Origin of the sequence: Wolbachia endosymbiont of Oedothorax gibbosus (assembly GCF_936270145.1) — a bacterium.
Classification (GTDB): domain Bacteria; phylum Pseudomonadota; class Alphaproteobacteria; order Rickettsiales; family Anaplasmataceae; genus Wolbachia.
Genome location: NZ_OW370537.1, coordinates 820,369 through 843,983, shown reverse-complemented (window position 1 = coordinate 843,983; position 23,615 = coordinate 820,369). Strand labels below are relative to the sequence as shown.

The window sequence follows — 23,615 nt, the reverse complement described above, 5'->3', positions numbered from 1 at the left end:
ATATATGATCAACAACTTTCTGGGCATAGATGTATCAAAAGATCGCTTTGATGTTTTTCTCTCATTTATAAGTAAAAAAGGAAAACGTGAAACTAGGAAAAGGAGCTTTAAAAACGATGATAATGGGTTTCAAGGTCTGCGGAGCTTTCTACAAAAACATAATGTAGAACAAGTAAAAGCCTGCATGGAAGCTACCGGTTGTTATAGTGAAGCTTTGGCTGAATTTCTACACAATACTGGACATTTTGTTAGTGTTGTTAATCCAGCTTGCATAAGATTTTATGCAAAAAGTAAGCTTATACGACAAAAGAATGATCAGACTGATGCAGAAATAATTGCTGATTATTGCCAAAAACAAGAACCTGCTCGCTGGACACCACCCTCTCCTGAACTGAAAAAATTAAGACATCTTTATCGTTGTTCGGCTGCGTTAAAAGATGAATTGACATTAGTAAATAACCACCTAGAAAAAAAAGAGAGACTGCCTAAAGAAGTTGCAAATGCTTGGGAAGATCTTGCAATGAATATAGCTCAAAAAATAGAAACAATAAAAAACTCCATACGTGAACTATTAAAGCAACACAAAAAGTTGTTAGAAAACTTTCAACTTCTATTGACTATTCCAGGCATAGGAGAGGAATCAGCAATAGCTATTTTAGCTGAAGTTCCTGACATAAAAACTTTTAGAGATGCTAGGCAATTGGCAGCATATGCTGGAACTATACCACGAAATATAACATCAGGTTCATCTGTATATGCCAAACCCAGATTAAGTAAATCAGGTTCACAAACATTACGTAAGGCACTTTTCTTTCCTGCCATAGTAGCTAAGAATCACAATCCTATCATTATGAGTTTTTGCCAAAGATTAAAGGAAAAGGGTAAGCATAATATGGCCATCGTTGGTGCTGCAATGCGTAAGCTACTCCACATCATTTTCGGTATTCTGACATCCAAAAGTGCTTTTGATCCAAATCATATCAAGAACTACAGAGCTAGGAGGTTGACTGAAGGCTTAGTGATTTAAAATCAAAAAATGCTACCATACGATCTTATGTAAAATAGTATTTTATACAAATTTATTTAATATAGTTGGTTAGTGTATATGTTAATTAGTTTTGTATATACAAGACAGCAGAAATTAACATATAGATTAACTATACCGCTACAGTTGGCAGTATTTTTTGATTTCACAATACAGCTTAGGTAATGAGACAATTTTTATAATTTTTTTGTTGACTGGCGAGACGGTATCTTATTTCTTCACACACTTTTTCTCTCCTTTTCACGCATACCAAACAACAACGGCCCGTTATAACTCATTCCCATTATTTTTCCGGCTACTGCTGATAATGACGTAAAAAATTCTTCTCTGTAGATTAAACCCTTATCTGTTACCATTACTGCATGAGTCTCTTCCCCTCTCTCTAGTATTAATTCTGTCCCTTCTACTGGTAATTTATCACTACTTATTCTTTTTCCCTTCTCTAGCCGATCTGCTAGGTATTCTAGTCTTTTTGCACCTTTTCTTGATATTTCTCCATACGCTTTCTCCTGTATCCTATACGCCAATCTTGGTATCAGGTATTTCCTCGAATGTTGCGGTGCTTCTTCCTCAAATACCTTCTTCCATATTTTCCTCAGCTCTTCCAACGCTTTTTTCTCTAAACATTTTACCTCTTTTTCTACTTTTTTTTCCATATAATCACCTGAATTTTTAAACGCTATAGCACTTTTTCATCCACAGTTTCTAGCTCTTCTTTTGCCTCTATCACACCTGCCGCCGTGCTTTCCGATACAACCCTTACTCTTTCTATAAACTCCCTCTGTTTATTTGCCATTTTTACGTTCTCTAGCACTTCTGTTATCTCTTTATTGCTTCTCACATAATCCATCGCTGTTTTGCCATATTTATCCTTTTGCTCTATATTTGCTCCCGCTTTCACTAGCTCTTCTACTATTTTTATCTCACTCACCATGCAGGCTAGGTGTAACGCGGCAAATTTGCTACTTCGTTCCACTGCGTTTACATCGGCTCCTGCCTTTATCAGCTCTTTTGTATTTTCTACACGTTGTCCCATGACTGCTAAGTGCAGTGGTCTATATTGTCCCGCATCTGCCACATTTACATTCGCTCCTTTTTTGATTAATAACCTCACTTTTTTTGGATCTGGCATTCCCACCGCGTAATGTAGTATCGTTCTCCCTTTTGTGTCTTTTTTATTAATATTTTCTATTGAGTTATCTAATACTTCTTTCCACGACTTATTAAATTCTTCTCTTTCTTTTTTACTGAATTTTACCATAACGTTCCTCAGCTATTAATGCAATTTAAAGTGGCTCCAATTTGGCTCACTTTAGCGCTTGGTAATCCTTGTTTGTTTACCAGCTACTTTTTCACTTAGGGCTGTTTTGGCATAAAAAGCAAGTTTTTTTTACAAAATATATAAATTTTTTCCGCATATTATATTAAGATGTAAATCTATATGTTTAATCTGTTAAATAAAGCCACTTGCTTCTTCCTATTTCTCTTCCATTCCCAAGGATTCTTTTTCTATTAATTCCACTACTTCCTTAAAACTCATCACTTCTCCCTCCGGTCCTTTATTACACCTTTCCATTATTTCTTCTATTGCCTTGTTTGCTTCTCCATACATCACTGCCACATCTCTCATATTCACTCCCTTCTTTTCTAAATAACTTGTCACTTTCGGGTAAATTTTTGCATAGTTTAGTGGGCTACATCCAAATTTATCTATCGCACTCGTATCTCCTTCTGCATTTATTAGCACTTCTATTGTTTTTATTCTTCTTCCAAGACATGCCAAGTGTAGTGGCACTGCTTTGTTGTTCGACTTTGCATTTACCTCGGCTCCTTTCTCTATCAGTGCCTTCGCGTTTTTTGCTTTTCCTGCAAATGCAGCTATATGTAGTGCTGTTTCTCCCCTATCATCTCTAGCATTGACATTTGCACCTTGTTCTATTAATAACCTTACTATTCCAACATCTGACAGTTGTGCCGCATAGTGCAATACTGTACGACCCTTTTCAATTCTTTCATTAATATCTTTAAACGGATTATCTAAAAATTCTTCGATAAACCTCTCAAAAGCTTTTCTTCCTTCTTGATTATCCAACATAACATACCTCACCCTTTCTTTGAAATTTTTCAACTAAGCTCATCTTTTTGAGCTCCCTTCTCACCACATCTTGCTTAAGTTTGCCTCCACCACTTCATCTATCATTTCGTTCACTTGGCTCATTATTTTGCTTGCTAAATTTTTACATTCTTCCTTTATTAGTGACTTATCTTTCTTCCTTATTTCTCCTATCTCTATTATTTTTAACTCTGGTAAATAACTCCTATCCAACATGTCTGCTATTTCTCTCACTAGCATCTCTATTCCATAGCACGTCAGTTCTCTACTTTTTGTTATTCCTCCTTGTTTTCCAAAGAATTTCCTCGCCTTTTCACTCTCTTTGCTATCACATAGACGATACTTTTCACTTTCCCATATGTAATACATTGGTGTTGCACCGTACTTATTCAGTTGATTAACTGCAGCTCCGGCCTTTACTAGCTCTTTTATTATTTCAATTCCTGCTCCTCCTATTTTGCATGCAGAGTGCAATGGCGTACATCCACTGACATATTGAGTGGCATTTACTTCTGCTCCTTCCCTTAGCAGTACTTTTACATTTTCTAAACTTCTCGCAAATACTGCGCAGTGCAGAGGTGTATAACCCTTTTTGTCTCTTGCATTTACCTCTGCTCCTTTTTTTATTAATAACCTTACTATTTTGTAATCAGAGATTTCCACTGCTTGGTGTAATATCGTCTCTCCTTCTTCATTTCTTTTATTAATATTTTTAAATCCGTTACTTGATACTTCTTTAAAAAACTTACTAAAAGATTCTCTCTTTTCTTCGTTGAACCCCATTGCATACCTCACAAAATTAGCTTTTCTAGCGCCAGACAAATTTCTTATATTTACCTGCCGCTATTCAAGTCATGTCCGTTTTAGCATAAGAAAGCAAGTCTTTTTCTTTTTATTTCATACACTTTAACCTATTATTAATATAATATATGAGGATATAAATATAAGTACTTAACTTATTATAGATATTACTTGACTATTTTTCCAACTTCTGTTCAAATGTCGATGTTCGTGCCACGTTAGTACGCCTGGGTAAAATACCAAAATGTAACTTTCTAACTCGTGTATTGCGTCCTTTTGCTTTAAATCTAAATTGTTTTCAAAATGAACATAGTGTTCTGCCACACCAAATCTTATAACTTTCTGGTTGGTAAAATCTTCTACTTTGTAGTGGTGAGTAACGCTAAACCTTTCTAAAATTGGCTTGTATTTTAAATTCCACAGTTGTTCAGATAGTTTGTGGTCATTCAAATAGAACTTTTCTCCACATTCTTCTACACTCGTAACCGGAAAACATGCGTTTATTTCTCCTAATCTCCAACTGCCTGACAATACTATCTCTGCTTTAGCAAATTTAATCGGTGGTAATAAGCTCTGTGGTAGAGGATATAGCGCTTTGAAGTTATACCACACATGACTTCTTTCATAAATACCGTTATAATTCTTTGTGTGAGGCTCGGTTTCTCCAAGCACTGCTACATCCAACCGATATATATCATTAGACTTCTTTCAAAATTCATGTAGGGAGCTCAAAATTGTGAATTGCAGCAATCAAATTAAACCTTAAACCAAAACGTTTTCGTCGGTTTCTATACCTGTACGAGATGATTTTAAACCTTTTCAATAAGCCAATTACGTTTTCAACAATTGCCCTTTGGCTCATAAGTGCTCTGTTCTCTTTTTTTTGTTCTTTGCTTAACGGATTCTTTTTCGTTTTTCTGTGCGGTAATACAACATTTTTGTGTATCTTCTGCATTCCCCTGTAGCCGGCATCAGCTAAGATTTTAGTTTGCGGCAATACTGCTACCTTTGATTCTCTAAACATCCGAAAATCGTGTTTTCTACCATTCGAGAAAGACGTGCATATGACTTTTTTACTCTTCTTCTCTGTTACTATTTGTGTTTTTATAGTATGCCTTTTTTTCTTTCCAGAGTAAAAGCGTTTTTGTTTTTTTTTGGCCTCTCTACTGGCGTTTCAGTTCCATCTATTACTAAAACTTCATATTCTACATCACTCTTTAATAGCTCTTTTTTTCCTGGTAATGCAAAATCTGGATGTTTTATTAATGTGTCTTCTACCCATCTTATCACTTTAAAACTGTTACTTTCACTCATGCCATAGCTTTGCCCAATATGAAAATATGTACGATATTCTCTTATATATTCCAGTGCCATAAGTAGCCTGTCTTCTATGCAAAGTTTACTTTTTCTTCCACTTCTAGCTTTTTTTCTTTTATCCTCCACTTCTAGAATTTCTACCATTCGCTCAAATGTTGCTTTTTTTACCCCTGTTAAACGTCGAAACTTTTCTCCTTCTAACTTTTCTATTTCCTTATATTTCATTCTTTCAAATACTTCATCTTACACTCCCTCTAACAATTTTGAAAGAAGTCTATTGTAGGTGGTGATTTGGATACTATAAAATATCTGATGAGCCGAAAAGATGTCACTTATGACTGCAATGATCTATTGGAAATAGCGATATTAAATGGCCACTTGGACGTTGTTGAGTATTTGGTAGAGGAGAAAGGAGTTGATGTAAATTTTGTGGGAGAAAACGGCTGGACACCTTTACTTGATGCTGTTGAGCGAGATAATGTTGAAGTAGTAGAATACCTAATAGAGAAAGGAGCTTATGTCAATGTTACAACAGAAGATGGCACTACTGCACTACACATGGCTGCTGAAGATTGTAACTTTGACATGGGTAAATGTCTTGTAATAAATGGGGCAAATATAAATGTCAGAGACAAAAATGGCAATACACCGCTGCATTTGGCTACTCAAGATAGTGAATATCAAGATAAAAGATATAAAGAGGACGTGAAGGAATACCTTATCAGTCGTGGTGCGCATATTTAGAGAAGCTCAACTCTCCTATTTTACATTTCTGTGCGGTAGGAGAGTTAATAGAATCTTAGATAAAAGAGTATATCTTTGTCTCAAAATATTTTAAAGAGGCATGACAAGGTCTGCAGACTACGAAGTAGGGAAAAAATTAAAACATGAGAGGGAAAAGCAACAATATACTCAGGCAGGTTTAGGAAGTAAAGTCGGGGTATTAGAGAAGCAAATGTCCAGATATGAGCGAGGGGAGAATCCGATTTCAATCATTATATTCTGTATGATAGTAGTGGAACTAATGATTGATATGGCAAAACTACTGCCTGAATCCACGATATCAGAGAAAATTGAAGATAAGGTAGAAAAAACATTAAATCTAGTTAGAGAATGTAAAAAATTTAGAAACCAGGAATTATGTAAGATGGCCTCTGCATTAAACAAATCTATCCAGATGGGTGAAGAAGAAGGTAAAAAAGCAAGAAAGATTAAAGTAGCAAAGAATCTACTTAAAGCTGGTATTTCTGTTGATGTCATCCTCCAAACAACAGGCTTGTCTAAAGATGAACTTGAGAAACATAATAAAACAGAGATAGTTAATTTTATAGCCTATAAAACAGGGGAAAATATGAAAGACTGGAGGCTAGCAAGGGGATGTAGTCAGGAGGATTTAGGAAATAAAGTCGGTTTAACAGGTGGTCAAATAAGACGCTATGAGCAAGGAACCCATATCATGACAATAGGAAAACTATGTGACACAGCAGACAAATTATCAGCGCACGCTAAAACTCTACTGCCAAAAACGAGTGAACTAATAGAAAAAGGCAACGTTGAAATTGAAAGAAGTAATGAAGATAGAGAAGGAGAAAATGGAGTACTAGATTTAGTGAGAGAGTATAACAAAATTGAGGATGAAGAAATACGTGATAAATTTTATTCATTAATTATGTCGGTATCCAAAAGAATACAGATTAATAAAGAAAAGGGTAAAAAAATAGGGGAAATAGAAGTGGCAAATTAAAGCTGGCGTATCTGTTGACCTAGTAGCTTGGCGTTCCTAAAGGTGAAATTGAACAACTCAAGAAGAAATAGTCTCGAAAAATCATCAATTCAACCAATTGTAGCTGGTGTTGTTGGTGCGGTATTATTGGTAAGTTGTGTTGCATCTTATCTGCTGATTGAATCTTCAAAAGTACACGTTATAGCGGTAATTGGCGGGATTGTTGGGTTGGTTTGTATGGGTTTTGCATTGTATAATGCTCTAAAGCCTGGCACAAAGCTAGAACAAATGGATCTACAGAATCTTAAAGCTAGTGGTATGATTGAAAGACCATAAATATCAAGTAATTTTTTAACAAGATAATTTCTTTAGAAAAATCCTTAAATCATTAACCTTACCCACTTTCACACTTCTGCCATTTCCTCTTGATTTGAATGGGCTTCATTCTTCTTTTATTTTGTTCTTTTGATGCGTATAATTACAATAACTCTGGAATGGTGTGAAGAATTATACTGTCGTTTTCTGTAAGGTAAAACTCGCTGTTTGCATCCGTTATTGCGTATTTTTTATTAACTTTAGAAGGATCATAAACATCATACTCTGCTTTTTTATGGTAATCACAATATTGAAACTTACCATCTTTATCAAAATAACCAAATTCATCAATTAATGTAGCTATTTTCCTACCCTTTCCATTACTTGTTACCTCGAACACGGTAGCTTGATAATTATCAGGAGAATCTGATTCAGCAGTTCCTTCTGTAATAAAAAACGATGGCCGATGGCTAAGTAACTCACCAAGATTTAGGTTATATTCTTTTTTCATACAACTTAAGCTTATGGATTTATATTCATCTGAAACGTTCGAATACTGTGAATCGTATTTTTTGTATTCAAAGAATTCATTACCTAAAAAATTACAAAACGTTAATTTATAATCATCATTATTAGATTTAACAACTTTTAAATAGTGAAAATCTCTTGGGATAATTACCTTCTCTTGTGTAGCACGATTATGCATGACCAATTGATCGTTGAACATGTAGTAACCTATTTTTGGTAAAGTAGCTATGGCCTTACCATTTAAAGCAATATTTGCTTCATAGATATCAGGCGATAATTCTTCCCCTTTTTGCAAAGTGAATTTCTGCTCAGCCTTAATTAAGCTATCTATTGTTTCTAGTTCTGCTAAATTTGGTTTATATTGATACTGATAGCCATCATACGCTGAAAGACGTTTTCCATCCTTGTCTGATATATAGACAGTTCTAGAACAATCTACATCGTTATCTTCTATTGTGAAATAAAGCCCATCTGTTTCTTTTTTGATCTTTTGTAGCATCGGATCATTTTCATCATTAAAATCGAGGAAGTTTAGTACCCCAGTCGTTTTACTGTGTCTAGAACTGGGTAATTCTATACCAAAATATGGACTATCTTTTATGTCGTAAAGCGAAATCTCTATTGCTTTTGTTTTTAGTTTGTCTACAATGCCACCCCTGTCTGCATTTATGATAGCCTCTTGTTCTATAATAAAGTTCTCGCCATTTAATTGCAGAGGTGAGTTCCCTTTATATAAAACTATTGTATTATTCTCCCATTTTAATTTTACATCATCAATATCATCTCCAACTTCAACTGTACCACTGTGTGAATAGATGGTATATTTGTTATTATGCTTTAATTTGTAGTATGCAGTAGGAAGCTTAATCAGCTTTTTATAAAGCGAATCTTTATTGTCTATTCTAAATGTATACTGTCCCATACCATTTCTACCCAAATTTACTTTAACAGTTTTTACCTTAAATAGCCAATAGCCTCCTGATTGATAGCACTGAGGCTACTTGGAGGAACGACATCACTCATAAAACTCCTTGGCCGCTCACTACCTGTTACTATTTCTTTAGTATTACTCGGCTGCTCATTGCTTCCTAATGCTCTTTCCATACCTACTTTAAAAGTAACTAAAAATTCATCAGTTTGTTGATAATTAGGGTATGATTTTTTTGCAGCTATACATAAAAACCTCAACAATTCGTTACGATTTCCACCATTAGATAGTGACTTATTTACGATAGTTGACTGTAGTTCTACTGGATCAAAATTTAGGCTTTTTTTTGGTATGCCGCAAACTGAAGCAGTTTCTTCTAATACCTTTTCAAATCTCATAACAATATCTGCTGTATCTATTATTTTTGCCACTTGATCAAGCTCATGTATTTTATTTTTCAGCTTATACTCATCTTGTCCTACAGGTTGATAAAAGAAATTTATTACTTGAGATATAAATGAAGTTGCCCTACTTGCTCCACTGGTCACTGGCAGATTGTCTAAATCTTTAATTTCCCTCTTCTTTCTACGTACAGTACAAACCTGATCTGTAGGTTTTGTTTTACAAAAGATATTTTGTACTTTACTGTGAAATTCTTCTACAGTCCTCTTTGATTTGAATGCTTTCTCAGCAAAATCGTCAGCCTCTTTTTTAAAAGCTTCAGCTTCTTTTGTTAAATCCACCACTTCAGTGTGCAGTTTTGTAACCTTACCTTCAGCGCCTTGAGCTTCTTTGGCAGATTTTTCAGAAGCGTTTTTAGCTACCTCTGCTGCTTTTTGAGCATTCTGGATTTCAATTTTTGTTTTATTTATTTCGCTAAGAAACTGATTAGCCACTGCAGCACCTAACCCATCTTCTCCCTTTGGACCTTGAGGACCAGGTGTTCCAGTATTGCCCTTAGCACCCTTGAGACCTTGTATACCTTGATCACCCTTATCGCCCTTCGGACCCATTGGACCAATATCACCTTTTAGACCTGAAGTTCCTATATCACCCTTTTCTCCAGGCCTACCTGGTAATCCATTTGCTCCTGGTACTCCGACTTCACCCATATCACCTTTAGGACCTACTGAACTAAGACCTTGAGGACCAAGATCACCTTTCGACCCATCCACTCCTGGTGCTCCATCTACTCCTTTAGGACCTATATCTCCTTTTTCACCTCGAGGACCAGGGATCCCTTGCAATCCAACATCACCTTTCTCTCCTTTTAGTCCAGGCACTCCAATATTCCCTTTTTCACCTACATTGCCTTGAGGACCAGGGGCTCCACTTAATCCAGCAACTCCTTGTGTGCCTGCGTCTCCTTTTAGTCCATCTGCACCTTGCAATCCAACATCGCCTTTATCCCCTTTTAGACCAACAGCTCCATCTATACCAGGCTCACCTTTCTGTCCTTGTGAACCTTGATTACCCTTAGGACCTTTATCGCCTTTCGGACCCAATGAACCTGGAAGACCTTGTGTACCTGGCATTCCTTGTTCACCTTTCAGACCAGGCATTCCTGGTGTTCCATCTTTACCGAGAGTTCCATTTGTTCCTTTTGCACCCATATCACCTTTCGGACCAGCATCACCTTTTTTGCCCATGTCACCTTTAGGGCCTACCAGACCTGTACCTCCTTGATCACCTTTTGCTCCAGGAGTTCCTGGTATTCCAACGTTACCCTTGTCTCCTTTATCACCCGCATCACCTTTCAGACCTTGTAATCCAGTTGGTCCATCCATACCACGTAATCCAATTTCACCTTTATCACCTTTAGGACCAAATGAACCAAGACCTTGAGGACCAAGATCACCTTTCTGTCCTTGTATACTTAAACCTGGCAAACCTCTATCACCTTTCTCTCCTTGCGTACCATTAAAGCCTCTTAAACCTTGTGTACCTTGTTCACCTTTTGGTCCATCAACTCCCGGTGCTCCATCTACCCCTTTAGGACCTATTGGACCTATATCTCCTTTTTCACCTCGAGGACCTGTATCTCCTTTCAATCCATCTATACCAGGCTCACCTTTCTTCCCCTGTAAACCTTGGTCACCCATATCACCTTTAGGACCAGGTAACCCATCTGTACCAGGAATTCCATCTTCTCCTTTTGCCCCAGGGATACCTCGTGCTCCAGTATCTCCCTTCTCACCTCTGTTTCCAGGAGTTCCATCTATTCCTATAGGACCTACTGGACCTGAATCTCCTTTATCACCTTTCTCTCCTTTTAGTCCAGGTATTCCTTGCACTCCAATATCCCCTTGTTTTCCTACTGGTCCAGGTCTACCTGATAATCCATTTGCTCCTGGTGCTCCGACTTCACCCATATCACCTTTCGGACCAATATCCCCCTTTTCTCCTCGAGCACCATTAAAGCCTCTTGGACCTTGATCACCTTTGTCACCTTTTTCTCCTTGTACACCTTGCGTACCATTGAAACCCCGTGGACCTTGTGTTCCTTGCGCTCCAATTTTACCTTTAGGACCTGCTAGACCCCGAGGACCAGGTATACCTGGCAATCCAACACCACCTTTCTCTCCTTGCGTGCCATTAAAGCCTTGAGGACCAACTTTGCCTTCGGGACCAGGAGTTCCATCTAACCCTGGCCTTCCTGGTGCACCTTGCCCTCCCTTTTGACCAGGAGCGCCATCTCTGCCTGTTAAACCATACAAGCCAGCTATCCCTTTCTCTCCTTTTAGACCTTGCTTACCTTTACGACCAGGAGCACCATCTCTACCTAAAAAACCTGGAAGACCTATCTCACCCTTTTCACCTTTGGCTCCAGGAATCCCATCTAATCCTTGCCTTCCTGGTGCACTTTGCTCACCCTTTTGACCTGGCTCACCCTTTATATTATTTGTAAATTGTGGGTCCTGTTTTAACCTTTCTTTAACTTTATCAGCTAAAGTCTTTCCGGTGTAAGTAAGATCCCCTTTATCTATCATACGTTTTAGCAGTACTTTCTGTATAAATGTATCGCTCTCTATAACTTCATCAGCAACTTTATCAGCAGTTGGACTCTTTCCATCTACTCCTTTAGGACCTGTTTCCCCTCTGTCACCCACATCCCCTTTTAGACCTGGAAGACCTCGATCACCTTTTTGTCCGGAAATTCCCCGTAATCCATCAAACCCTTTATTGCCTTTAGGACCAGCTTCTCCTTTTAGTCCACCTATACCAGGCTCACCTTTTTGACCTTTAATGTCAGGATATCCCAATCCTTTGATTTTATCTTCTAATATTTTAACTCTTTCTCCTAAAGCTGTTAAGGCATCAACTGTTTTTCTTAGATTTACTAAGATCTTAACTTCTTCCTTTGAATTTGCAAAGATTTTAACTCCTTCTTCAAACCCTTTTTTCAAAGAATCGGTTATGGACTTAAAAGAATCGGACAAAGAGCTCATCGCATTAACCTCCAAAAAGTTACCAATTTTTCTAAATTATGATAATAAGGATATGGACTTGAGCTATTGTTGTGCTCATATCCAAAAAAATCATGGTTTAAATCACAAAAGTTTTTGCATGTGCTATCTTTATGTGATATGCAGCCAACATATAATGTGCTACAGATACAGTCACTCACAACGAAATACTGATTTATAGATTTATTAACATAGTAATAAAACATAGTAAGTAAAATAAGTAGTGTTTCGCTATTCGCTCTTACTTTGGCAACGTTGAAAACAGGATTAACCTTCTTTCCTAATTTAAAATGCACCTCTACCCTCTTTTGTGGTCTATATTTTTGATGTAGTTAACCTACAAACATTAATTATTTGTTAACAGTAAAGTACAGCTACAAAACTGTGGATGATGCTGCAATAACTTTGCTCACAAACCAGAAATGATCTAAATGGAAATGATTGTAATTGTCAATGAAAATATTATTGAAAGAAATGGTTTCTTTAGTGTCATAAAATTTTTTATTATCTACTCTTTGCAAGAAGACACAAAAAAAGCACCTACCCCTGTGAGAACAATTTAAATATATCAATAAATACATCTTGATCTCGTACAAAGTTGACTTATCGTAACCCCCGTAAGAAGGGTGCTTGGTGGTTTCAGACAAGGTTCATTCATTTCTATAAATGCCAGTACTTTCAATTTAGGAGCGTGTTTTCTATCAACATCTTCAAAATCGATAAAGTTACTCAGAGTTATTCCTCCATTTCCTAATTTTTCCCTAAAGTCATTTCTGTGGCTGTCAAGAAATCTCTTCATATCACCAAATGTCATTGCTTTGATATCACATCTATTATAATATATCGATAAAGCATTAACTAATGGTTTGTGGTTGTGTAGGAAAATTTCTTTTTTCACTTTATTAGCTTTATCAATTAAAATACGAGCATATTCTGGATATTGCTCTTGTAAGCTTTCTTGGTCATTAAACTTATCACGTACATTTTCATTTTTTTCCCATACACTAACTAATGCACCAATATTATTTTCCTTTAAAAAGTCATGTAGTGGCTTATTTTCCTTCTTAATTTTTTCAACTTCTAGCACCTGCTTATCTGTTAAACTCATAATTATCCCCTAGTATTAAAAGCTAGTAATGTAACTTAATTGATACATTTTTCAATAAGGAAATCAAGATTTTTTTGCGTTATATAAAAATATTATCCAATGCTTTAGTTCACTGCAGCCTAATTAATACAGAAAAATACTACAAATTAGCGCCGTAAAACTTTTAAATATTTACTCTCTACAAAAACCGCAAAAAGGTACCTACCTTTGCGAGAACAATTTAAATAAAAGCGGCGTTGTGAAAATAAAAGCTTGAAATTGTTGCAACAAAGCCAGGTACGTTAGTTCGTATATAAATGTGACCAAAGTAGGCTAATATAGCTAATTTCAAGATATAGTGGAATTACTATATAGAAAAGTTCGCAAGGAACAAGCGGTAGACCAACGCATCCCAAAACGAACAGTTCTCACGCTTGCTTGTTAATTATGCAAAAGTAAAATCATATTATTAATTTAATGATAAAAAGTATAAATATATATACCAACCATTTATTAGTCATAAAAAAATAACTTGCCTTGATGATTTTTTTTAAGTAACTTGCTAAAAGTTTAATATGATGAGTTTTATATGTTTAAAGCAAAAGTAAATGACATACCTGATCAATTACCTAATGATACCGCTCTAAAAAGGTCTGTTACTAGAGAACCTATTTCCATTTTTAGTCAGATAAAAAATGCAAAGGATGAAGAGAAAAAAGAGCTTAATCAACTTTTAGAAATACTAAGAAAGAAATTGCCTGAGGGCTTTAAGATAGGAGCTGCTGTGGGTGAAGGGGATTGTTTCTTTGATTCCGTAGCTCAAGGGTTGAACGAGCTAAAAGATAAAGGTCTGATTACAAGTAGTAAAGGATTTAGTGTAAAGTCTTTGCGGGAAAGTTGTAAGCAATATGCACAAAAAGGCTCATGGTTGGGTAATGCTTTAAAAAGAGAAGGTGAAAAACTTTGTGAATATATTCAACATATTGAATTTACTTCAGAAGATATTGAAAGTGCAAGTTCTGATTCAGGAATAAAAACTCTAAAGTTGGAAAATGCTATATGGGGAAGACCTGAAATTGAAGGAAAAATAATATGTGAAAAATATGGCGCAAAAATTAGGATTATAGAATTGAGAGATGAAGAGATAGATGGATTACATGTTACTAAAGGTAAGGTAGGTAAAGGTAATACTATTTATATAGCGAATTACAGGAACCATTTTGTACCACTTCTTAGTAATATTGAAAAAGATATAAAGAGAAGCATAAAAGTCTCTAGAGAGGAAGCTTACGGTAATGTGGTAGGTTCAAATTCAAACAATATTTCTCGATCTTACATTTCTACACCATTACAAGATATTGAAAATTCCTCACATGAGCAAAGCGATCATTCAAGGAGTACAGGTAAGGAAAATCGTAAAACGGGTAGAAAACGTGGGCGTTCTGTTACAGACAAAGATGATAGAGTATCGAAGAAGCTGCGCATAGATGTAAATATTATTAAAGATTCAGAAACTCCTAGTGATTTACAAGATGAACCTAGACAGAATGAATTGCATAATGCTCGTCAAACTAAGCAATACATTCCTTATCATTTGGTTGGACTTATGTATCAATTAGACTTGTCGGTGCTTTGTTCACTTAGAAAGTTTACGTATGAACATAAATATCCTTCATTATCGTTAGCCTTTGGAGATTCTGAAATTGGTAAATTTAATAATATTGTCCTTTGTAATAAAAAGAAGTCTATTCATATACAAATTGAAAATGTAGACAAATATTATATAGATAATGATATTGGTTATGCTAGGTTATTTACTAAAGAGAAAGAAAAACGGAGTTTTTTTATTAATGATTATTTCGATAGTTTTGTTAAACATCTAATCTCTAAATCAAATAGTTTATCAAATAATATAAAATATCTTGTTATCCATACTAATTCAGGCTTGGACCTTACAGAAGAAGAGAAATTGAAACAAGGGCGATCCCGGAGTTTTTATCCTTTTAAATTCGATGGCATAAATATGGAAGAATGTGGTATTTTAAAAGACTTTTTGTTTACAAATGACAATACGAAAGGGAGTGGTTTTTATCGATTTTCGCAAGATAAAATAACAAGAGAAGAACTTTTTAAGCGACTAGAATTTTCATCTGCTGCACAAAAAGTAATAGAAGAAAGAAAATTTTCTCAGGAAAAGGTAAAAGAAAAATTTTTAGATAAATTAGTATTTGCAGTTAATCAGCCTAATAGAGAAGAATTGAACAGCATTGTTAAAAGTGAAATAAAAGATAGTAAAGTTCAAGACAACTATATAGCATTACAAGAAAGAATATTATGCGATTTAACAGTTCCAGAAAAACTTGGACCTGGCATTATATATGAATTCAATTTATTAATTTCCTTCTTGCATGACATGTTTTTGCATAAAAGTATGTTTTTCATAAACTCTAAAACCCCAGTTGCGGATTAGAAGTCAGTGAAAAAGATAGGAAAACAGGGTAAACTCCGGAAACATATTATCAAAAAGTAGAGAGGTTACCAATGAATAAAAATGTAACAGAATTATTTTGCCTGATCGATGATTTTTGCAATTCAGTTGACAAAAATTTTGCAGAAAAACTTCTACCAAGTGGCAAAAAACCAACCAGGACGCCAGAGATTACGCATTCAGAGATTTTTACCATAATATTGCTATATCAAGTGCGACAATTTTAAAATTTTCTATGTACATTATTTGAAATTATTATACGAATCAGCGTTTCCAAAATTGCCATCCTATAGTAGATTTATTAGGCTAAAATCTAGGGTTTTAGGGTATTTAGCGCTCTTGTTGAAGTGGCTATGTGAGCAGTCAAAAATGACCGGAATTTCGTACATAGATGCAACGTCTATCGCTGTTTGCCATCCAAAAAGAATCTCAAGAAACAAAGTTTTCAAAGGATTGGCAAAGCTTGGAAAGACTACATATGGCTGGTTTTTTGGTTTTAAATTGCATATGGTAATTAATGAAAAAGGTGAAATTCAAGGAGTTACACTTACTAAAGGTAACGTTGACGACCGAAAACCCGTACCAAATTTAACCGAAAAACTGATTGGTCTTTTATTCGGAGATAAGGGCTATATAAAAAAAGAACTCTTTGAAAAACTCTTCGATAGAGGCCTCAAACTCGTTACCAAAGTAAAAAAAGGTATGAAAAACACATTAATGCTGCTTGAAGAAAAGATTTTTTTAAGAAAAAGGTCGATTATTGAAACAGTTTTTGGCTACCTAAAAGACAGACTTGAGCTTGAGCATTCAAGGCACAGGTCTCCAATAAATTTCTTGGTGCACATCTTTTCCACATTAGTTTCATATTCTATGAAGCCTAAAAAGCCCTCTATTTCTAGATTTTACTGTATTGATTAATCCGCAACTGGGGTTTAGACAGTCTTATCAAAAATAGACCGTCAAATAAAATACTTGATGTATTATATGAAGGAGTTAGAAAAGCTCCTTGTAATTTCTTAAATGATATACCATTTCAACAACAAGATATTAGTATAGTAGAAGAAAGCGAAATGGAGTATGATGATGAAGAAGAGTATATGGGTTCAGGTAGTCAGGGTAAAAGTAGCAAAAAGCAAAAAGTTAGTCTACAACAAAGCAATTCTAGTTCCCATAAGAGAAAAGTCGAAGAAATAGATAGTTCACAACAGAAACGTAACCTAAGGAAAAGGATAAAAGGGAAAGCACAAATACAGTCAGGATATTCTGATAAAAAGCAACAAGAAGCTTTTTTGCGTTTATCAGAATTTATATCATCGTATTACTCTCCGAATATTTCCATTGAATCAGTAAGACAAGGTCTTTATTTTCCTTCATTTGAGGAACGTGAAGTTAAGATTGATGGTAAGTGTACTGCAGTTACACGTAGCTTACCTCAAGCTCTATTATTACAGAGTGACAAATCATTTTTAAGTAATTTAGAAACTTCGGCTGAAATTTATGAGCGTATAGCTCAAGGTAAGCAGGTATCTAAAAGAGAAAAAAGAGAAGTTTTTGCTTTTAGTAAATTACTTGATGGGTTTGAACAACATCTGAGTTCACCTACAAATAGTTTGCCTTCAAACTTAATTCATACTCAAGGCTATAAAACGTTCAGTGGTTTATCAAACTATATAGCTGGAATTAAGGGTGATTTTACTATTCACTTAGTAACAAGTAATCACGTTGTTGCGATTTACAGAACAGGTGATAATTATGCTTATTTTGATAGTAATATAGCATTTGTTTCTGGATTAAAAAGTGTTAATCAGTTTATGCAAATTGTAGAAAAAGGAGTAGAGTCTGCTGGCTATGAAGTAGGAGAAAAAGGCTTTCTTGTTGAACACTTTGATGTTGAGCAAGCTAATAAACTATTATCAAGTGGAGATAGACAAGTTTTAGCAAAAGAAATCAAAACAGAACGTCAACTTCTGGCAAAGCAGGATGAGAAGTTTGGTCCTATTAAGTCAATGGTCAACAGAGTACAGTTATATGACTTTGGGACTAAAATTAATGTGGAAGGCAGTGTACCGTTACTTATCAATGCTGATATGAACTTAAATAGCAAAAAATTCCAAGATCACCTAGATAAAAAAGAAGTTAGTATGACAGCTAGGGAATATCTTGATAGCTTGAAAAATAGCAAAAATGTAGAAGAAGTGGTACAAGCAACTAAAACAATTCCTTTCATAGGTTCAAAACGTGAAATTGAAGAAGCAGAGCAAACACGCAGGCCAAAACTATCTTTAACAGAGTTGGCTAAAGGAACAATTAATTCTATACTTGCTGCTGTTTTTCTTAGTCGATTAAAAAGTCAGTTGCCAGGAAAAGCAGACGATAAACCTAGAACCTGTTTAAATGATCCAACGGTAGACAAGCAGCTACAAAGATCATGTCAGACAATTTCTTCCTGAAGTTGTTTAATTTCAGCTTTAGGAAGGCCGGTAGATTCAGCTATCAAGTCGACAGGTACGCCAGCTTTAAGTAGGTTTTTTGCGACTTCAATTTTTTCTTCTTTTCGACCCTCTTCTCTGCCTTTTTCATGGCCGATTTGGATACCTTCTTCTCTACCTTCTTGTCTACCTTTTGCAGTAGCATCATCAAGTTTTTGAGCGAGGATGCCTTCTTCTTTCCGCAGATCCATTACCCTTTCTTCGTACGCTATCAGATCTTTCTCATTCCAGCGAAACTTGTCTAACTCATCGTAGGCTAGCTTTATTATTGGAGATTTTTCTGCTATATCTCTTAAGTCTTCATCTGTAGTATCTTCTGCGTACTTGAAAAAAAAGCACCAGCGCTCTATAGTACTCTCTAGCTGCTCTACTCTGTTCTTTGTAAACTTAGGCAACTCAATGAAGACAAATTGAAAATCTTTTAAGTAATGTCCGTTGGTTTTTATATCTCGTATATTATGAGTGGAAATATACTCAACCTCCTTAGGGAATAGCGTATTATCGGAAATAGCAATAAAGAATACTGTTTTTAAATCGATGTACTCGCCACCTTTTCCAACCTGCCTTGAATAAGCTTTAGCAGCATATAGCTGAGCGCGTTTCTCAAAGCCTCTATCACGAGCGAGCTGCATCTCGATCACATATCTGAGCCCACTAGAATCCTTGCAAAGGACGTCAACGATGCTTTGTTTATCAGAGGCAACTTCAGGATCCATGTAGGTGCTAAGAAACTCAACTTCTTGTATAGTATCTATCCCGGTAAATCCTAAGATATCATTGAGAAAATGGATGAGAATATTCTTATTTTTCTCAGTACCAAAGATTTTCTTGAATGTTAAGTCCAATTTTGGATTCAAAAACTTAGAAAGAGCCATAGCAAGAGTACCTAAAAAGCATTAATAATTATACACAATTGTGAAGAAATATTCAACGTTTTTATGCTGAAGTCTATTAAAGTTAGCTAAATTTCAAGAGTTGGCAAAAAACTACCTTCATAGATGACCCTAGAATGCTACTACGCACCTTAGATGACAGTCTTATCATCTTTTACAACTACCTCTATAAACCCTCTAAAAAGCCCAGCAAACGAATCCATGGATTTAGGAGCTATAAAGAGCTTTAAAAACACTTATTTTTGGTGTGAGAGCCTAATAAAAACGCGAGCCCACACCTTTACATGATAAAGATCTTGAAACTTAATGTCAACATTTCAGTAGCAAATTTTATTATATCCTATTAACCCCAGTTGCGGATTAGAAGTCAGTGAAAAAGATAGGAAAACAGGGTAAACTCCGGAAACATATTATCAAAAAGTAGAGAGGTTACCAATGAATAAAAATGTAACAGAATTATTTTGCCTGATCGATGATTTTTGCAATTCAGTTGACAAAAATTTTGCAGAAAAACTTCTACCAAGTGGCAAAAAACCAACCAGGACGCCAGAGATTACGCATTCAGAGATTTTTACCATAATATTGCTATATCAAGTGCGACAATTTTAAAATTTTCTATGTACATTATTTGAAATTATTATACGAATCAGCGTTTCCAAAATTGCCATCCTATAGTAGATTTATTAGGCTAAAATCTAGGGTTTTAGGGTATTTAGCGCTCTTGTTGAAGTGGCTATGTGAGCAGTCAAAAATGACCGGAATTTCGTACATAGATGCAACGTCTATCGCTGTTTGCCATCCAAAAAGAATCTCAAGAAACAAAGTTTTCAAAGGATTGGCAAAGCTTGGAAAGACTACATATGGCTGGTTTTTTGGTTTTAAATTGCATATGGTAATTAATGAAAAAGGTGAAATTCAAGGAGTTACACTTACTAAAGGTAACGTTGACGACCGAAAACCCGTACCAAATTTAACCGAAAAACTGATTGGTCTTTTATTCGGAGATAAGGGCTATATAAAAAAAGAACTCTTTGAAAAACTCTTCGATAGAGGCCTCAAACTCGTTACCAAAGTAAAAAAAGGTATGAAAAACACATTAATGCTGCTTGAAGAAAAGATTTTTTTAAGAAAAAGGTCGATTATTGAAACAGTTTTTGGCTACCTAAAAGACAGACTTGAGCTTGAGCATTCAAGGCACAGGTCTCCAATAAATTTCTTGGTGCACATCTTTTCCACATTAGTTTCATATTCTATGAAGCCTAAAAAGCCCTCTATTTCTAGATTTTACTGTATTGATTAATCCGCAACTGGGGTTATTAGTATGGACACAAAGAAGATACATTGCCAGTAGAAGAAAAAGTGTTAGCTACCATTGCATGCCATGGATCGATTCGAGCAGGGAGAAAATGAAGTTAGAGGAAATGAACGAGCTACTGAGACGAATGGAAAAAACTCCATATTCCGGGCAATGCAACCATGGAAGGCCAACTTATATAGAAATGAAACTGAGTGATATAGAGAAATTGTTTGAAAGGAGATGAGTTCAGTTTGTCAAAAAGGTCTCCAATTAAGTATACGTAACAGCTCTTCTGATTATGGGGTATAAAATGTGAAAAAAGAGAATAATTACCCTAACTTTTTAGATTACAAAGTAGTAGGACAGGAAGTAAGAAATCGTAGGTTGGCAAAAGGATATACTCAAAAAGATTTAGCAAAAAAAATCGGTGTAACATATCAGGTAATACTACAATATGAGAAAGGAACACGAAAAATTTCAATTGAGAAGTTGTACGCTATAGCAGAGGCTTTATCGATTGGTATTATAGATCTTATTCCTGTATCGAATGAGAAAATCTGCATTAAAAATAAGGAAGAAGAGATACTATATTTAATAAGAAAATATAAAAAGATTAACGATCAGGAGTTACGTAAGATGTTTTGTTTGCTAACCAAATTTGTTCAGGTTGGTGAGAAAAGTAGTAAAAAAGCAGAGAAAGTGAAAATTGCAAAGGGTCTGGTTAAAGCAGGAATTTCTGTTGATAGACTTCTTTCAAAATTCATGAAAGGAGCTCTCTATTGTGAATAGAGGCAATCAAATTAAATCTTAAGCCAAAACGTTTTCGTCGATTTCTATATCTGTCAGAAATGATTTTAAACCTTTTCAATAAGCCGATTACGTTTTCAACTACCACTCTTCGTATAGAGAGAGATCTATTTTCTGCTTTTTTCTCCTTTGATAAAGGATTCTTTTTTGATCTTCTATGTGGTAATTCAACATTTTTATGTATCTTTTGCATTCCTCTGTAACCAGAATCAGCTAGGATCTTAGTTTGCGGTAATATTGCTATCTTTGATTCTCTAAACATCCGAAAATCATGTTTTCTACCATTGGAGAAAGATGTACATACGACCTTTTTACTCTTCTTCTCTGTTACTATTTGTGTTTTTATAGTATGCCTTTTTTTCTTTCCAGAGTAAAAGCGCTTTTGCTTTTTTTTGGCCTTTCTACTGCTGTTTCAGTTCCATCTATTACCAAAACTTCGTATTCTACATTACTATTTAATAGATCTTTTTTTCCTGGTAATGCAAAATCTGGATGTTTTATTAATGTGTCTTCTACCCACCTTATTATTTTAAAACAGTTGCTTTCACTCATGCCATAACTTTGTCCTATATGAAAATATGTACGATATTCTCTCATATATTCCAGTGCCATAAGTAATCTATCTTCTATACAAAGTTTGCTTTTTCTTCCACTTCTAGCTTTTTTCCTTTTATCCTCCTCATCTAGAATTTCTACCATTCTCTTAAATGTTGATTTTTTTACCCCCGTTAAACGTCGAAACTTTTCTCCTTCTAACTTTTCTATTTCCTTATATTTCATGCTTCCAAATACTTGATCTTACTCTCTCTCCCTCAATTTTGAAAGAAGTCTGATGTTGTTTCACAAGCAATAGGCCTCCCTGCTGATGAATGTGTTGAAGAAAAAGTTGGTTCTATCTACTACCAAATAGGAAAGAAGATAAAAGAATGGAGGGCAGTGCGGGAGTATACTCAAGAAGATTTAGCAAAGAAAATGGGTACAACACGCCACGAAATAAGTAACTATGAGCAAGGAAGGGTTGCTGTTCCACTTGATAAATTATATGGAATAGCAGAAACATTATCAATTAGTATTACAGATCTGCTAATAGAAGAAGATGAGATAGTAGAAAATGAATTACCGAATTTAATTGAAGAATACAAAAAGATTGAAAGCCAAGAATTACGTAATACATTAATAAAATCGTTGTTTGAAGGCGTACGGATTTGCGAGGAGAAAGTAAAAAGAGCGGAAAAAGTAAAAATTGCGAAAGACTTAGTAAAAAAAGGAATTTCTATCAATATTATTTTGAAAACAGTAGGCATCTCTTTAGACGAAATTCAACAAATTTAAAATAAAAAAATCAGTATCTATTAATATCTTTACCTTTTGATAAAAAAATAAGTAAAAAAGATTGAAAAATTGATTTGACTTCACCCAAAAGCTATGGCTTTATGCCAATGCTGATAAAAAAACAGCAGTAAACATTAAAAAAAAATTTATTATTAGTGAAGGGTATATTATATGGAAAATAAGAATAAAAGTAGAGAAGAAATAGAATTCAGAGCATTGGAAAGCAACGGCAAAGCTCTACTTGATCGTGAAGTAATAGAAACGTTTCTAAGTGCAGTGCATGATAGAGACGAAGCTCGGATTATTGCCGAAAGACTAATAGATAGTTTTGGAATAAGAGGAATTTTAGGTCAGGAAATAGATGACCTGAAAACTGTAGAAGGAATAACCGACTCCACAGTAGCAGTAATTTTATGCCTTAGGGAAGCGTCGAATAGGGCACCAAGAGAAGAGTTAAAGAAAGGACCTGTAATGGGTAACATGGAAACCATTGTAAAATATTTAAGGGTGAGTATTGGCTGTTCAGAGAAGGAAAAGGTAAAAATACTATATTTGGATCAAGAGTACTGTTTAAAAGGGGAGGAAGTGTTTACTGGTACAGTGGAAAAGGCACCAGTGTACATAAAGGAAATCACAAGAAAAGCATTAATAAAAAATGCAATATTAATAGTAATGTCGCACAACCACCCAGAAGGGAGTGCAGAGCCATCTGATGAAGATCAAGCAGCAACTAAAAAATTAGCTTCAGCATGTAGTACTGTAGGCATTAGATTGTTTGATCACATTATCGTAGCAAGCGCAGACCATTTTAGTTTCAGGGAAAAAGGGCTGTTATAGTCCAAAGAGCAGTGAGGTTGCTCAAAACTCTAGAGTGATAAATATTGACAAATCTGCTCATTATTATTTATAATAAGCGAGAAAGTGTACATCGAGTTAATAATAAGGTAACAAAGCTAGTTGTACACTTAGAAAGTATTTTTAATAA

The 23,615-nt window shown here is 35.1% G+C and carries 18 protein-coding genes and 6 pseudogenes; 12 read left to right on the top strand and 12 right to left on the bottom strand.

The window, feature by feature from the left end:
- Positions 1-4 precede the first annotated feature (4 nt).
- Positions 5-1,027 carry an IS110 family RNA-guided transposase gene (locus tag NBW37_RS04095; RefSeq protein ID WP_250295855.1) on the top strand — a complete coding sequence of 341 codons (1,023 nt, stop codon included), beginning with the start codon at positions 5-7 and terminating at the stop codon, positions 1,025-1,027.
- 236 nt (positions 1,028-1,263) lie between these two features.
- Here the strand turns inward: NBW37_RS04095 and NBW37_RS04090 are convergent, their stop codons facing one another.
- From NBW37_RS04090 to NBW37_RS04065, 6 genes and pseudogenes are all read right to left on the bottom strand, one after another.
- Positions 1,264-1,701, bottom strand: a complete 438-nt coding sequence (locus NBW37_RS04090) for a DUF2924 domain-containing protein (protein WP_250295854.1) — start codon at positions 1,699-1,701, stop codon at positions 1,264-1,266.
- Positions 1,702-1,724: 23 nt separating this feature from the next.
- Positions 1,725-2,306 carry an ankyrin repeat domain-containing protein gene (locus tag NBW37_RS04085; protein WP_370273039.1) on the bottom strand — a complete coding sequence of 194 codons (582 nt, stop codon included), beginning with the start codon at positions 2,304-2,306 and terminating at the stop codon, positions 1,725-1,727.
- Positions 2,307-2,522: 216 nt separating this feature from the next.
- The gene (locus NBW37_RS04080) at positions 2,523-3,140 is read right to left on the bottom strand and encodes an ankyrin repeat domain-containing protein (protein ID WP_250295853.1); all 618 of its coding nucleotides are present in this window, start codon (positions 3,138-3,140) and stop codon (positions 2,523-2,525) included.
- A 60-nt stretch (positions 3,141-3,200) separates the two neighbouring features.
- Positions 3,201-3,941 (bottom strand): ankyrin repeat domain-containing protein, encoded by a 741-nt coding sequence (locus NBW37_RS04075; RefSeq protein ID WP_250296993.1) that lies wholly within the window; start codon positions 3,939-3,941, stop codon positions 3,201-3,203.
- Between the two features lie 168 nt (positions 3,942-4,109).
- Positions 4,110-4,661 (bottom strand): annotated as a pseudogene (locus tag NBW37_RS04070) (phage tail protein); the annotation flags it as partial.
- Positions 4,662-4,674: 13 nt separating this feature from the next.
- Positions 4,675-5,501 (bottom strand): IS5 family transposase gene (locus tag NBW37_RS04065; protein ID WP_250295852.1). Its coding sequence is split into 2 segments (ribosomal slippage): positions 4,675-5,114 and positions 5,114-5,501, totalling 828 coding nucleotides; the frame shifts between segments, so codons are not numbered across the junction.
- Between the two features lie 66 nt (positions 5,502-5,567).
- Here NBW37_RS04065 and NBW37_RS04060 point away from each other — a divergent pair.
- From NBW37_RS04060 to NBW37_RS04050, 3 genes are all read left to right on the top strand, one after another.
- Positions 5,568-6,020 carry an ankyrin repeat domain-containing protein gene (locus NBW37_RS04060; RefSeq protein WP_370273038.1) on the top strand — a complete coding sequence of 151 codons (453 nt, stop codon included), beginning with the start codon at positions 5,568-5,570 and terminating at the stop codon, positions 6,018-6,020.
- A 100-nt stretch (positions 6,021-6,120) separates the two neighbouring features.
- Positions 6,121-7,020, top strand: a complete 900-nt coding sequence (locus NBW37_RS04055) for a hypothetical protein (RefSeq protein WP_250295850.1) — start codon at positions 6,121-6,123, stop codon at positions 7,018-7,020.
- Between the two features lie 48 nt (positions 7,021-7,068).
- Positions 7,069-7,335: a hypothetical protein gene (locus tag NBW37_RS04050; RefSeq protein WP_250295849.1), complete on the top strand. Its 267-nt coding sequence runs from the start codon at positions 7,069-7,071 to the stop codon at positions 7,333-7,335.
- Positions 7,336-7,477: 142 nt separating this feature from the next.
- Here NBW37_RS04050 and NBW37_RS04045 read toward each other — a convergent pair whose 3' ends face one another.
- The 4 genes from NBW37_RS04045 to NBW37_RS04030 all read right to left on the bottom strand — a co-directional run bounded on the left by NBW37_RS04045 (position 7,478) and on the right by NBW37_RS04030 (position 13,345).
- Positions 7,478-8,764 carry a hypothetical protein gene (locus tag NBW37_RS04045; RefSeq protein WP_250295848.1) on the bottom strand — a complete coding sequence of 429 codons (1,287 nt, stop codon included), beginning with the start codon at positions 8,762-8,764 and terminating at the stop codon, positions 7,478-7,480.
- A gap of 32 nt (positions 8,765-8,796) precedes the next feature.
- Entirely contained in the window at positions 8,797-12,234 is a 3,438-nt protein-coding gene (locus tag NBW37_RS04040) for a hypothetical protein (RefSeq protein ID WP_250295847.1), read from the bottom strand.
- Positions 12,216-12,533, bottom strand: coding sequence for a hypothetical protein (locus NBW37_RS04035; protein WP_250295846.1), 318 nt, complete (start codon positions 12,531-12,533; stop codon positions 12,216-12,218). The genes NBW37_RS04040 and NBW37_RS04035 overlap by 19 nt, the downstream gene beginning before the upstream one ends.
- Positions 12,534-12,805: 272 nt before the next feature.
- Positions 12,806-13,345, bottom strand: coding sequence for a hypothetical protein (locus NBW37_RS04030; RefSeq protein WP_250295845.1), 540 nt, complete (start codon positions 13,343-13,345; stop codon positions 12,806-12,808).
- A gap of 568 nt (positions 13,346-13,913) precedes the next feature.
- Between NBW37_RS04030 and NBW37_RS04025 the strand changes: the two genes are divergently transcribed.
- The 3 genes and pseudogenes from NBW37_RS04025 to NBW37_RS04015 all read left to right on the top strand — a co-directional run bounded on the left by NBW37_RS04025 (position 13,914) and on the right by NBW37_RS04015 (position 18,262).
- The gene (locus tag NBW37_RS04025) at positions 13,914-15,794 is read left to right on the top strand and encodes a CCDC174 family protein (RefSeq protein WP_250295844.1); all 1,881 of its coding nucleotides are present in this window, start codon (positions 13,914-13,916) and stop codon (positions 15,792-15,794) included.
- Positions 15,795-15,865: 71 nt separating this feature from the next.
- Positions 15,866-16,730, top strand: a pseudogene (locus tag NBW37_RS04020) (IS982 family transposase).
- 152 nt (positions 16,731-16,882) lie between these two features.
- Entirely contained in the window at positions 16,883-18,262 is a 1,380-nt protein-coding gene (locus tag NBW37_RS04015; RefSeq protein WP_250295843.1) for a hypothetical protein, read from the top strand.
- Here NBW37_RS04015 and NBW37_RS04010 read toward each other — a convergent pair.
- Positions 18,244-19,176, bottom strand: coding sequence for an Rpn family recombination-promoting nuclease/putative transposase (locus tag NBW37_RS04010; RefSeq protein WP_250295842.1), 933 nt, complete (start codon positions 19,174-19,176; stop codon positions 18,244-18,246). The genes NBW37_RS04015 and NBW37_RS04010 overlap by 19 nt on opposite strands.
- 453 nt (positions 19,177-19,629) lie before the next feature.
- On the opposite strand from NBW37_RS04010, the pseudogene NBW37_RS04005 reads away from it, so the two are divergent.
- From NBW37_RS04005 to NBW37_RS03995, 3 pseudogenes are all read left to right on the top strand, one after another.
- A pseudogene (locus NBW37_RS04005) lies at positions 19,630-20,494 on the top strand (IS982 family transposase).
- Positions 20,495-20,526: 32 nt separating this feature from the next.
- Positions 20,527-20,735, top strand: a pseudogene (locus NBW37_RS04000) (DNA mismatch repair endonuclease MutL); the annotation flags it as partial.
- A 68-nt stretch (positions 20,736-20,803) separates the two neighbouring features.
- Positions 20,804-21,235 (top strand): annotated as a pseudogene (locus NBW37_RS03995) (helix-turn-helix domain-containing protein); the annotation flags it as partial.
- A gap of 16 nt (positions 21,236-21,251) precedes the next feature.
- Here NBW37_RS03995 and NBW37_RS03990 read toward each other — a convergent pair.
- Positions 21,252-22,078, bottom strand: a protein-coding gene (locus NBW37_RS03990) for an IS5 family transposase (RefSeq protein WP_250295841.1) whose coding sequence is annotated in 2 segments (ribosomal slippage) — positions 21,252-21,691 and positions 21,691-22,078 — 828 coding nt in all. Because the reading frame shifts where the segments join, the coding sequence is not laid out codon by codon here.
- Positions 22,079-22,129: 51 nt separating this feature from the next.
- Here NBW37_RS03990 and NBW37_RS03985 point away from each other — a divergent pair.
- Positions 22,130-22,630: pseudogene (locus NBW37_RS03985) on the top strand (helix-turn-helix domain-containing protein); the annotation flags it as partial.
- Between the two features lie 171 nt (positions 22,631-22,801).
- Positions 22,802-23,467, top strand: a complete 666-nt coding sequence (locus NBW37_RS03980) for a JAB domain-containing protein (protein WP_250295840.1) — start codon at positions 22,802-22,804, stop codon at positions 23,465-23,467.
- Positions 23,468-23,615: the final 148 nt, after the last annotated feature.